Annotated in this window: 14 protein-coding genes; all 14 read left to right on the forward strand. The window is 43.7% G+C overall.

The annotated features are described in order from the left end of the window. Positions 1–51: 51 nt before the first annotated feature. Positions 52–312, forward strand: coding sequence for a hypothetical protein (locus H9Q77_RS12735; RefSeq protein ID WP_249325800.1), 261 nt, complete (start codon positions 52–54; stop codon positions 310–312). Between the two features lie 5 nt (positions 313–317). Continuing rightward, on the forward strand, positions 318–983 hold the full coding sequence (locus tag H9Q77_RS12740; protein WP_002586598.1) for an ABC transporter ATP-binding protein: 666 nt from the start codon (positions 318–320) through the stop codon (positions 981–983). 14 nt (positions 984–997) lie between these two features. Continuing rightward, positions 998–3370 carry an ABC transporter permease gene (locus H9Q77_RS12745; RefSeq protein ID WP_249325802.1) on the forward strand — a complete coding sequence of 791 codons (2373 nt, stop codon included), beginning with the start codon at positions 998–1000 and terminating at the stop codon, positions 3368–3370. Positions 3371–3557: 187 nt separating this feature from the next. Next, positions 3558–4328, forward strand: coding sequence for a response regulator (locus tag H9Q77_RS12750; RefSeq protein WP_117538746.1), 771 nt, complete (start codon positions 3558–3560; stop codon positions 4326–4328). A gap of 124 nt (positions 4329–4452) precedes the next feature. Next, the gene (locus H9Q77_RS12755) at positions 4453–4845 is read left to right on the forward strand and encodes a winged helix-turn-helix domain-containing protein (RefSeq protein ID WP_117538747.1); all 393 of its coding nucleotides are present in this window, start codon (positions 4453–4455) and stop codon (positions 4843–4845) included. A gap of 115 nt (positions 4846–4960) precedes the next feature. After that, positions 4961–5149, forward strand: coding sequence for a helix-turn-helix domain-containing protein (locus H9Q77_RS12760; RefSeq protein ID WP_055221059.1), 189 nt, complete (start codon positions 4961–4963; stop codon positions 5147–5149). Next, positions 5142–5834 (forward strand): response regulator transcription factor, encoded by a 693-nt coding sequence (locus H9Q77_RS12765; RefSeq protein WP_117538748.1) that lies wholly within the window; start codon positions 5142–5144, stop codon positions 5832–5834. The genes H9Q77_RS12760 and H9Q77_RS12765 overlap by 8 nt, the downstream gene beginning before the upstream one ends. Before the next feature lie 5 nt (positions 5835–5839). Further along, a complete protein-coding gene (locus tag H9Q77_RS12770) occupies positions 5840–6757 on the forward strand; it encodes a sensor histidine kinase (protein ID WP_117538749.1) in 918 nt (305 codons plus the stop codon). A gap of 134 nt (positions 6758–6891) precedes the next feature. Next, positions 6892–7818, forward strand: coding sequence for an ABC transporter ATP-binding protein (locus tag H9Q77_RS12775; protein ID WP_117538750.1), 927 nt, complete (start codon positions 6892–6894; stop codon positions 7816–7818). Further along, entirely contained in the window at positions 7811–8620 is an 810-nt protein-coding gene (locus tag H9Q77_RS12780; protein ID WP_117538751.1) for an ABC transporter permease, read from the forward strand. Before H9Q77_RS12775 ends, H9Q77_RS12780 begins: the two co-directional genes overlap by 8 nt. Before the next feature lie 5 nt (positions 8621–8625). Next, positions 8626–9399: an ABC transporter permease gene (locus H9Q77_RS12785; protein ID WP_117538752.1), complete on the forward strand. Its 774-nt coding sequence runs from the start codon at positions 8626–8628 to the stop codon at positions 9397–9399. A 99-nt stretch (positions 9400–9498) separates the two neighbouring features. Beyond that, a complete protein-coding gene (locus H9Q77_RS12790; RefSeq protein WP_033143723.1) occupies positions 9499–9891 on the forward strand; it encodes a winged helix-turn-helix domain-containing protein in 393 nt (130 codons plus the stop codon). Between the two features lie 504 nt (positions 9892–10395). Continuing rightward, the gene (locus tag H9Q77_RS12795; RefSeq protein WP_015542925.1) at positions 10396–10818 is read left to right on the forward strand and encodes a hypothetical protein; all 423 of its coding nucleotides are present in this window, start codon (positions 10396–10398) and stop codon (positions 10816–10818) included. A 600-nt stretch (positions 10819–11418) separates the two neighbouring features. Then, entirely contained in the window at positions 11419–11634 is a 216-nt protein-coding gene (locus H9Q77_RS12800; protein ID WP_033143712.1) for a DUF6870 family protein, read from the forward strand. The last annotated feature ends 55 nt before the right edge of the window (positions 11635–11689 follow it).

Here is an 11689-nt window from a genome sequence, read left to right on the forward strand (position 1 = left end):
GACATTTGGGTTTTACAATGACCTTATCAACAAAAGTGAGGAGGCGACGCAATGGAACTGACCCCGACATTGATTTTGAATCTGGCGCTGCTGATCGTCCTACCCGTTGCCCTTGTGCTGGTGTTCCGGCAATGGCTGGCCCGGCACATCCGCTGGACGGTTGCCTTGACTGCTCTCTGTGATGTTTTCCTGTTTTGGGATGAACTGTTCTACTATGAGAGCTTCGGTCTGTTCGCTGTGCTGATTCTGGTACAGTTGGCGGCCACCGGCGCAGTAGCGTTCCGCATTTACAACAAACAAAGAAAGGATTGAATTTTATGAGCATTTTACAGACTATCGACCTGAAAAAGTATTACGGCACAGAGCCGAACATCACCCGCGCCCTTGACGGCGTGAACTTCTCCGTGGAGGACGGCGAGTTTGTGGCCGTTGTGGGAACCTCCGGCAGCGGCAAGTCTACCCTGCTTCACATGATGGGCGGGCTGGACACCCCTACTTCCGGCAATGTGATTGTCCGGGACAAAGAGCTGTCGAAAATGAACGACGAACAGCTCACCATCTTCCGCCGCCGCAACATCGGCTTTATCTTCCAGAACTATAACCTTGTTCCGATCCTGAATGTGTATGAGAACATTGTCCTGCCGGTGGAGCTGGACGGGGACACAGTGGATCAGAAGTTTTTGGACGAGATTGTTCACCTGCTGGGGCTGGAAGATAAACTGAAAAATATGCCGAACAATCTTTCCGGCGGCCAGCAGCAGCGTGTGGCGATTGCCCGTGCCCTGATTACCAAACCGGCTATTGTGCTGGCCGACGAACCAACCGGCAACCTTGACAGCAAGACCAGCGCCGAGGTGCTGGGACTTATCAAGCGTACCAGTGCGGAGTTCCGGCAAACTGTTGTGATGATTACCCACAACAACGACATTGCCCGTCTTGCAGATCGGATTGTCCGCATTGAGGATGGCAAGATTGTGGAATAAGGAGGTGGCAGGCTATGACATGGCCTTTTGAAAATGATACCAGCGCCATTACAAAGAAGCTGGCAAAGAAAAGTTTGCAAAGCGAGAAGCGCCGGAATCTGATGGTAGTGATCGCCGTTGCACTGGCGGCGTTTCTGATCTGCTTTACGGGAATTGTGTCTACCTCCCTGACACAAATGCAGCGCAATCAGGTTGTCGATACTTATGAGGCGGTTTGGCTGGGCGTAGAGGAAAACGATATTGAAACCCTAAAAGGACTGCCGGAGTTTGAGCGCGTAGGCGGCTACTATATGCTGGGTGAGGAACTTTCGGAACAGGGCTATCATGCCTCTTATGTATATAATGACGCAGAAATGATGGAGATTGGGCGCGACCAAATGAAGCTATTGGAGGGGAATCTGCCCCAAAAAGCAAATGAAGTTGTCGTAAGCGAATACTTTCTCTCCACCTATGGAAACAATGCCAAGATCGGGGACACTGTGACCTTAGATACCGAGAGTTTTCATGGTGATTATGTCGTTACCGGCATTATGGACAGCGTAAATGAAAAAGAAGCGAATACCTGCGCTATCATTCTTTCCAAAGCTGCCCTGACAGAATGGAAAGGGTTTGATCCGGCTGGGTATCGCGCCTATGTCCATTTCAAAAACAGCGACCAGTTGGGCGAGGAACTGATAACCTCTTATTGCAGGGAGATTGCAGAGGAATATCAGCTTCCTAATCCCAGCATGAACAACAAGTATTTTGCTTATGCTTCTAAATCCTTTGATTTTTTACCGATTGTTGGTGTGATTGTTATTGTTCTGATCGGCGGCTATATTGTGATTCAGAGTATCTTCCGTATCTCCATCAATGACAAAATCAGGAGCTACGGACAGCTTCGGACGATTGGTGCAACGCCAAAGCAAATCAAGCGGATTGTAAAGCGGGAGGGACGCAAACTCGGCAGTATCGGAATTTTGGTTGGTACAGTGCTGGGCGTATGCTGCGGTTTTCTTCTGTTTTCCAAGGGATTTAACGCTGTTTCCTATGTCGTTATGGTTTCCCTGACACTCATAAGCAGTTGGATCATGGTGTCTATTTCCATCCGTAAGCCGGTGAAAATCGCGGCAGGGATTTCCCCCATTGAAGCCGTCCGTTTTACCCCGGTGCAAAAGGACATCCGCAGCCGGAAAAAGAATATCAAGCTCAATCCTGTTTCAATGGGAATTGCGAATTTTAAGCGTGACCGCAAAAAGACAATCTCTATTATAGCGTCTTTGAGTTTGGGCGGAATTATCCTGCTTGTGGTATCCTCCATGGTTTTGCTGCGCTCCCCAGAGGCACTTGCAAGGCAGATTTATCCGTATGGTGACTATAAAATTTATTTACATTCCGAGTTGGCAGTAGAAGAAGCTATGGCAGCGGGAAATCCATTGAATGAGAAATTGAAGCAGGAAATTTTGGCCATTGATGGTGTAACCGATGTGATTACAAAAAGGCAAAGCCTTCATATAAATTATCGTGCCAACGGAATTGATGAGGCTGGTTGGTGTGATATACTAACTGAACAAAATTATTCTGCGGTTGAAGCTGCATTGATAGAGGGAACTATGCCAGCGGATGCACACAGCATCATAATTGATTCGCATACAAGTAATCGTGATAATATAAGAGTGGGAGAAACGGTTGAAGTTACCTCTGGGAAATCAACTATTCCTGTTACTATATCAGGGGTGTTTGACAACGATAGCATACCAACTGATGGACATGGAACAGTCCCAGTTGACGCTCCACTTGAATTTGCAACGGAAGCATTATTTCATGAATTACATCCAGAAATAGCTTCGTTTGACTATTCATGGAACATTGCAAGTGATCCGAAAAAAGCGGACAATGTAGAGTCTGAATTGAAAAATATTGTAGCCACTCATACTGATATTGCGTTAGAAAATATTGACACTATAATTGAGTATGAAAAAAATATAAATGCTTTTGTATTTGGCAGTATAGAGGTACTTTCATGGCTGGTATTCCTCTTTGGCGTTATCAACCTGATCAACACGACCCTCTCTAATCAAATGTCCAGAAAACAGGAAAACAGTGTTTTGCGTTCCATCGGACTGACCCAAAAGCAGCTATGTAAAATGAATATCTGCGAGGGGCTGTGCTATGCGTTCTTTGCAACATTGGCGACGCTGATCGTTGGGCTTCCGGCTTCCATCTTTGCTTGTAGCAAATTTAGTGTAGGAGCTTTTGCCGGAAAAGTAGTGCCTTACAAATTCCCGGTTTTGGAAATGGGTCTGTTTATTCTGGTATTGTTCGGAATGGAACTGATTTTGTCTGTATGGACAGTCCGCAGACAGAAAAAACAATCCCTGATTGAACAAATGCGGTCAATGGAATAACCGTATGGGATCGGCGGGGCGGCGTGTGCTGCCCCGCCTTTTTCGCCATTTTCCAAAGAAATTTTTGAAATGTCCGAGCTTTGTAACAATTCAGCCTGTTTTTCTGTCGAAATCAAAGGCACCTCGGACATTTGTGTGACATTTGTAGTTTATGCTTGTGGTAAATCAATATTGGGGGTGAGGACACATGAAAAAGATACTGCTGATTGACGACAGCGACACCTATACATGGTGTCTGCAAAAATACTTACAGCACCGGGGCTACCCGGTAAAAACGGCTTCTACTCTGAAAGAAGCGCGGGCCGCCATCCAAGAGGAAATGCCGCTGGTGGTCTGCTGTGATCTCGACCTGCCGGACGGTTCCGGCATGGACTTTCTGGACGAGGTGCGGGCCGCAGACAAGGAGCTGCCGTTTATTCTGGCGTCCTGCCATGACAGGGAGGACTATGAACAGGAGGCTATGCGCCGGGGCGCAACGCTGTGCATGGACAAAATGAAAGGGCTGCTGCTACAAGATAAGCTGGTGGAATACGCCTACCGGCAGTTATCCGGCGAAAAAGCCCCGACTTTTCACAAGCTGCTCTTTGTCCATGCGGAAGATACCAACGCCGGAGTGCTGCGGGCGGCTATGCTGCAAAAGGGCTTTGACCTAATTCTGGTTTCCTCGATTGGGAAGGCCAAGCGCCGGATTTTTGAGGATAAGGAAATAGAACTGATCTTGTGCGATCTGGAACTGCCGGACGGCACAGCAATGGAGCTGTTTCATACGCTGCGACGGGTGGCGGGGATGTTCCAAATGAAGAATCCCCCTGTCCGGCTTCTGCCGTTCTTTATCCTCACCGAAAACAACGACCTTGCCACGGAATATGAATACCGGCATGAGGGCGTAAACGACTATATCACCGCCCCGGTCAATATCCCGGAGCTGATCCGGCGAGTTCTGTTCTTTGTGGAGTAATTGAAAAATTTTACGGAGGTGATGATGTGATGGGACATTAGCTGTTTTTGATATAGAAGAATCTGGTAAGCAGATCGGAGAAAAATTATTTCTGCTTCTTAACGAGGAACAAAAGAATGCTCTAATGCAATATATTTTGGAACAGGGAGTCTGTCATGGAACGGTATTCAATTCCTGTCACACTTCCTCCGCAGCAAAGAAGAATCCTCTAACAGAAATACAGGAAGGCGAGCTTTATCTATGTCTGGAGCACCGCACTGTCAGGGTTCGTGAACGGATTATCAACCTGACAAGCAAAGAGTTTGATATACTGGCATTACTCATTGCTAATCCCAAACGTGTTTTTACTTACGAACTGATTACCGATTTGGTTTGGAAAGAGGATTGTGATTTCTATTCGAGAAAAGCGATTCATAATCATATAAGTAAGCTGCGTAAGAAGTTGCGCTTTGAACCAGATCTTCCAAACTATATTGAGAGTGTCGCCGGAATCGGCTATAAATTTGAACATTTGTAAGCTAAAGCCACGAGATTTTCTTGTGGCTTTAATTAACATCCACTTCCGAACGCTTAATATTGAAGGTTGTATTATTCGAGCTAAAGAACTATAATAGATTCTATGGAGGTGCGATATGGAATATATGACATTAAAAGAGGCCGCCGAGAAGTGGGGCGTGACACCTCGTAGAGTAAATTATTATTGTGCTGGTGAACGTATTTCTGGAGCAGTAAAGATGGCCGGTATTTGGCTGATTCCCAAAACTGCAGAAAAGCCGATTGATGGTCGGACAAAACAAGGGAGAGAATTGCGCCATGAATAAAATTTTGATTATAGATGATGACAGAGAACTGTGCGCTTTGATTAAACACAGCGTACAATCAGAACATATAGAAGCCGATTTTTGTAATACCGGAAAAGAGGGCTTGCAGAAATTAAAAGAGCAAGAATACCAGCTTGTGGTGCTAGATGTGATGATGCCCGGTATGGATGGCTTTGAAACGCTGGAAGAAATCCGCAAAGAGAACAGCCTGCCGATTTTGATGTTCACATCCAAAAATGACAGCGCTTCTAAAGTGCGGGGCTTACGGGCCGGAGCGGACGATTATCTAACAAAGCCGTTTGATATGGACGAACTGATTGCCCGTATTGCGTCCCTCATTCGCCGCTACACCCGCTTTAATCAGCAAACGGGAACTATGCAAAAACTGGATTTTGATGGGTTGCAAATTGACCTTGAAAATCGTTCTGTTACGACGGAAACCGGCACTTTTGAACTTCCACCAAAGGAATTTGATCTGCTCCTGTACTGTGCAAAACATCAAGGAAAAATTTTGACAAAACAGCAGATTTATGAGGAAGTTTGGGGCGAAGAATATTTCTATGATGACAGCAACATTATGGCGATCATCAGCCGGCTTCGTAAAAAATTAGAAGTCAATCCTTCCAGTCCAAAGTATATTCAAACGGTCAAAGGGATTGGCTACCGCTTTAATAAGGAGGTATAGCTGGTATGAAGATCATCGTTTTCCTGTCCGTTGTGATTGCTATTGTAGCTGTGCTAACCTCCATCCTTCTCATTCGTCGCGTAAAAAAGCAAATAGCAGAAATGACCGATGCGCTGGTTGATGTGAAAAATGGAAATGGCAATCGGCGTATTTTGTCTGCAACAAATGAACTGATAGCACCTCTTGCCTATGAAATCAATGAGATCGTTGTGTCCTATGAAAGCAGACTTTCGATTGTCCGGCAGGCAGAGGAAACCAACCGCCAGCTTATGACGAGCCTTTCCCACGATGTTCGGACACCCCTTACAACCCTCATCGGCTATCTTGACGCTGCACATAAAGGGCTTGTTACAGGGAAAGACCGGGATGATTATATCGAAATCGCCCGCCGGAAAGCCCATGATTTGAAAGAATATATTGATGTACTCTTTGACTGGTTCAAGTTAAATTCCAACGAGTTTGCTTTGGAAATCCATCCTATTGAGGCCGCAGAGCTGACAAGAAATATCCTGATCGACTGGATACCGATTTTTGAAGATAAGCAGGTCGATTATGACATTGATATTCTCGAACAGCCTGTCCGGGTAAGATTGGATACGGACAGCTATATGAGGATTATCAATAATCTCATTCAAAATGTAATCGCTCACAGCCATGCGGACAAAATTAAAATTGCCCTGTCAAAGCAGGGAAATAACATGAGGCTGCTGCTGGCGGATAATGGTGTAGGAATTGAGAAAGAAGATTTGAAACACATTTTTGAACGGCTTTATAAGTGTGATAAAGGTCGGTCTGAAAAAGGCAGCGGTCTTGGTCTTTCTATTGTCCATCAGCTTGTAGAAAAGATGGGTGGAAGCATAACAGTTGAAAGTTTGCCGGGAAAAGGAACTGAATTTATGTTGTTTTTTCCTTTGGAAATTTAAGTGGGTTCCCGTCTTTATGGCGGGAACCTTTGTCATTTTGCCGGATTTCAAATTGCAAGGTTAATGCAAGGTTGCGGCAAGGTTAATGCAAGGTTGGCGTGATAGAATACTTTACAGAACAGGAGGTTTTGAATATGGACACAAATTACATCATTGAAACGAAAAATCTGACGAAGCAATACGGTTCACAAAAGAGTGTGGCTGACTTAAATATCCATGTGATGCGTGGGAGAATTTATGGTCTGCTGGGCAGAAACGGAGCCGGAAAAACTACTACCATGAAAATGCTGTTGGGCTTAACAAATCCGACTTCCGGGGAGGTCAAAATCTGGGGAAAACCCTTGCAGGGGAATGAAAAGAAATTGCTGCCCCGTATCGGCAGCTTGATTGAGTCCCCCGGTTTTTATCCAAATCTGACCGGCACAGAGAACTTGCGTATCTTTGCTACTCTGCGGGGCGTACCAAACAATCATGCCATCAAAGACGCTCTGGATTTGGTAGGACTGCCCTACAAAGATAAAAAGCTCTTTTCACAGTATTCTCTTGGTATGAAGCAGCGGCTTGCCATCGCCCTTGCCGTTATGCACGATCCAGAACTTTTGATTTTGGATGAGCCGATCAACGGTCTTGATCCCATCGGTATTGCGGAGGTACGCTCCTTTATTCGGGAGCTTTGCGACGCAAAGGGAAAAACGATTTTGATTTCCAGTCACATTCTTTCGGAGATTTCCTTGCTGGCTGACGATATTGGAATTATCGACCACGGTGCATTGCTGGAAGAAGAAAGTCTTGCTGAGCTGGAGCAAAAAAGCAGTAAGCATATCCGGTTTACGCTCTCTGATACTGCACAGGCGGCAAGAATTTTGGAACGCAATTTCCGTGAAAACCATTTCTCTATACAGGATGACCACAATCTGCGCCTGCACAACCTTGATCTACCTGTGGGGAAAATTGTAACTGCCTTTGTTGAAAATGGATTGGAGGTATCGGAGGCGCATACTTGTGAAGAAAGTCTTGAAGATTACTTCAAGCGTGTGACGGGAGGCGAGGGAATTGCTTAAACTGATCAAATGCGAGTTTTGGAAATTAAAGCGAAAAAGATTATTATACGCACTGATGTCATTATCGTTATTTTTTCCGTTGATTTTGGCATATATGGCAAAGGCGGGAACAGGTGCAGATACAACGGAACATTATCTTCAAACCCGATTTGATTATGTTTATACAATGATGTTGGGATATGGATTGGTTTTTTTGCTTCCATGTCTAATTGGTATCATTGCCGCTATTTTGTTTTTTATAGAAAGAGATTGCGATACTTCCAAAAACCTTAGAACAATTCCTGTTACAAATACACAACTCATTATGGCAAAAATTTCTATGCTCTTTATTTTTAGCATTGCGTTTTGTCTGACAAGCACATTATCTGTTGCGTTGTTTTGTAAACTGTTTCATGTAGGAATGGTTTATGGTATGACTTATAAGATATTTATGAGCCTTATTTTTGGAGTTCTTATCGTAGCAGCTTCTTTGCCGATTGTATTTTTAATTATTTGTTTTAACAAAAGTTTTTTGCTTTCTATCCTGCTTGCGTTTTTTTATTCTATTTTTAACTGGGGCATACTGGGGACGATTGGAACATCTATAAGTGCTGCAAAAATTACTTTCTTAAATTCTTTCCCAGTTATATGTGTTATGAACTGGACAAGCGGCTTAATGATGGATCATTTGCAAAAAGACAATCTTTTGCCGGAAGCCTATGCGATTGTACCAACCACCTTCCATACAATTTTTATTCTGGCAATTACTGTTATACTTTCGTTGTGGTTGATCATTCGCTTTTATAAAAAATGGACGAGGTAAATGATATGGGAAAGATAATAAAAACGGAATTTTTAAAACTAAAACGCTATTCTGTAATAAAAGCCGGAATTATTATGACAGTGCTTTCGCCGCTGCTGTCACTGTTTTATTCCACAGCCAACGGTGGACAGACATGGACATTTGACTATTTTATGCAGCAAGTTATGATTAGTAACTGTACCTTGTTTTTTCCGATTATCATTGCACTGATAGCAGGTTATATTATAACAAGGGAATATACAGACGATACGATGAAGAATATATCAACAATTCCTATTTCATATAAACAGTTACTTTCAGGAAAACTACTTGTCCTATTGTTGTTGACAATCTGCTTTAGCTTTATAGGATGCGTGCTAGCATTAGTAATCAATGTTATTGCTGGATTTCCAGGAGTGCATTTTGGCAATCTGCTCAATATGTTTATTCGTGTTACCGGAGCAAATTTAGGAATTTACATTTCAGTTTTGCCGATTATTTTACTATTCTGTTGTTCGGTAAACAATTTTTTGGGTGGGGTTGCGTTAGCATTTGTGTATGGATATTTCGGAACTTTTGAAGGAACACTGTTAAATTATTATCCGATTAAAGCAAGCATGATTTTAGTAGACCCTACTTGTGGTGCGGAATATGGTTATACTTATCACATTTTCCCTGCTTTCATCACAATAGTTTTGACTTTCTTGATTTCTGTGATTATTCTTGCAAATAAAAAGAAAGAACCCAGCACATTGACTGTCACTAAGAAGAAAAAAGTAGTTAGAAAAAAGGGATGGTGACGTGATGGGACATTAGCTGTTTTTGATATAGAAGAATCCGGCAAACAGATTGGCGAAAAGTTATTTCTGCTTCTTAACGAGGAACAAAAGAATGCTCTAATGCAATATATTTTAGAACAAGAAGTCTGTCATGGATCGGCACTCATTTCCTGTCACACTTCTTCCATAATAGAGAAAAATCCTCTGACAGAAATACAAGAAGGCGAGCTTTATCTATGCCTGGAACATCGTACTGTTAGGGTTCGCGAACGGATTATCAACCTGACAAGCAAAGAGTTTGATATACTGGCATTACTCATTGCTAATCCCAAACGTGTTTTTACTTACGAACTGATTACCGATTTGGTTTGGAAAGAGGATTGTGATTTCTATTCGAGAAAAGCGATTCATAATCATATAAGTAAGCTGCGTAAGAAGTTGCGCTTTGAACCGGATCTTCCAAACTATATTGAGAGTGTCGCCGGGATCGGCTATAAATTTGAACATCTATAACATGAGCCCACAAGGTGTTGTTTCCCCTTGTGGGCTTGCTTTTTGCAGCATATATTCTAAGAGCGGAATATGTAGAAAATTGCGAATATAAAGAGTAAAAAGCGAATATCTGCGGACTGATAAAGGAAACATAACCGATATAATTTTCTCCCAAGGAGGTATCAAGCAGCCGATTCAGGTTCCTCCTTGATGGGAGGAAATGCCTATGCGTCTATGCAACACAGATCTGCAGATAAACTGCTTTACATTCAGTCACCTATACGTCGTAGTCCAGCTCGTATGGATTGCGGCGTTTTTGGTTTCGACAAAGTTTGAGCATTTTCGCTGTCAACCACCCGGAAAAATTTCATACTGCTGCTTTGGCGCGCCTGTTCTTTGTACGGGCGCGCTTTTTTGTACCCTTTTTTTAATCAGAAAGAGACTTAGACCTTATCGCTGCCGCAGCCCACCCTCTGATTTCGATTTTTGCCATCAACTCAAACATCGAAATTGGAGGAAATTACTATGAAGAAAATCAATCTTCGGGATTATTACCCGTATTATACACAGGACATGATCGTTGAGGTGCCGGATGAAGTTGCTTTGTTGCTTCGGGAATATATGTTGTTGGAAGAAGCCTATCGGATTCGTACATACCGCTATAAAGCATTTTACTCTCTGGATCGAGACGAAGGTATTGAGCGTGAGATATTGCAAAAGCCTCTTAACCCGGCAGAAATTTGGGAACAGCGCCAAATGACGGAGTTGATTTATAAAGGTCTTTCCAAACTTCCGGTAAAGCAGCGCCAACGAATCTATGCACACTTTTTTCTTGGCATGAGCAAAGCAGATATTGCCAAAGCGGAAGGAACACACAAAAGCCGGATCACCCGTTCTATCGAAGCCGGATTGCGTAGTCTGGAAAAATATTTCAAAGAAATTTTATAACAGACGGCAACTTTGCCCCTAAAAATGTACTGAATAGTAGAGGGACATATTCGGCGGGACAAGCTGGACGGGTGTGGTAAGGAAGCATATATATCCTCTCACCCCAACTGTAATATCAATTTGTCTGCCATGCCCCTTGCTTGTTCCTTGACAACCGAATATACGCTGTTACAGGTACTTCATTCTGTGTTCCGAGCGGCAGATGGGGCGGCGCGGTGACAGGCAGCCTAAGGAGGTGATGAATCCAGGCTGTCCGAGCGATAAACGCAACCTACGAAACCGGCTGTGGCAAGCCGGACGCGATAACGACACAGATCATAATGGTACTTCTTCACAGCTTCCTAAAGACTTGGGGAGAGTTCCTGCGGCGTTTGCTTGCTCTGGCAAAGCGGCGGCGTATGTGGGACTATGATGCGGTGACGCTACCCGCAGCCTGTAACAGCCCCGTCCTTATAACAGAAGGACTTGCCGGGGTGCGTGGCAAATACGGCAGTAAAATCGAAATCAGATATAATGGGCCGGATTTATGTGTGTAACAACCGTAGATCCGACCTATTCATGTGGTTTTGATAACACAGTTTTCAGAAGGGAGTTGATACTATGGAAATGAACACCATTGTCAGTGAAGTGGGTACGCTGGTAGACATTCGGGATGTTTCTGTCAACAAAGAACTTTCCCGTGATGAACGGATTGCAGAATTTGTTCAGCAGATAAAAAATCCATACCATTTTAAGTGTGGCCGTTTTACTGTACAGGCCAGCTTTTCTGCTGAAGGTGCTACCCTGGAAGAATGTATCAAGGGTATTTTACGATAGGCGCAATTTTAAGAAAGGGGCTGACTTTTCCGTAAAAGCATGGTAGAATAAGAAT

Source organism: Simiaoa sunii (assembly GCF_014337175.1).
GTDB lineage: Bacteria > Bacillota > Clostridia > Lachnospirales > Lachnospiraceae > Acetatifactor > Acetatifactor intestinalis.

Coding starts and splice junctions, on each gene's coding strand:
- H9Q77_RS12735 (WP_249325800.1), top strand. CDS start 52: ATGGAACTGACCCCGACATTGATTTTGAATCTGGCGCTGCTGATCGTC.
- H9Q77_RS12740 (WP_002586598.1), top strand. CDS start 318: ATGAGCATTTTACAGACTATCGACCTGAAAAAGTATTACGGCACAGAG.
- H9Q77_RS12745 (WP_249325802.1), top strand. CDS start 998: ATGACATGGCCTTTTGAAAATGATACCAGCGCCATTACAAAGAAGCTG.
- H9Q77_RS12750 (WP_117538746.1), top strand. CDS start 3,558: ATGAAAAAGATACTGCTGATTGACGACAGCGACACCTATACATGGTGT.
- H9Q77_RS12755 (WP_117538747.1), top strand. CDS start 4,453: ATGCAATATATTTTGGAACAGGGAGTCTGTCATGGAACGGTATTCAAT.
- H9Q77_RS12760 (WP_055221059.1), top strand. CDS start 4,961: ATGGAATATATGACATTAAAAGAGGCCGCCGAGAAGTGGGGCGTGACA.
- H9Q77_RS12765 (WP_117538748.1), top strand. CDS start 5,142: ATGAATAAAATTTTGATTATAGATGATGACAGAGAACTGTGCGCTTTG.
- H9Q77_RS12770 (WP_117538749.1), top strand. CDS start 5,840: ATGAAGATCATCGTTTTCCTGTCCGTTGTGATTGCTATTGTAGCTGTG.
- H9Q77_RS12775 (WP_117538750.1), top strand. CDS start 6,892: ATGGACACAAATTACATCATTGAAACGAAAAATCTGACGAAGCAATAC.
- H9Q77_RS12785 (WP_117538752.1), top strand. CDS start 8,626: ATGGGAAAGATAATAAAAACGGAATTTTTAAAACTAAAACGCTATTCT.
- H9Q77_RS12790 (WP_033143723.1), top strand. CDS start 9,499: ATGCAATATATTTTAGAACAAGAAGTCTGTCATGGATCGGCACTCATT.
- H9Q77_RS12795 (WP_015542925.1), top strand. CDS start 10,396: ATGAAGAAAATCAATCTTCGGGATTATTACCCGTATTATACACAGGAC.
- H9Q77_RS12800 (WP_033143712.1), top strand. CDS start 11,419: ATGGAAATGAACACCATTGTCAGTGAAGTGGGTACGCTGGTAGACATT.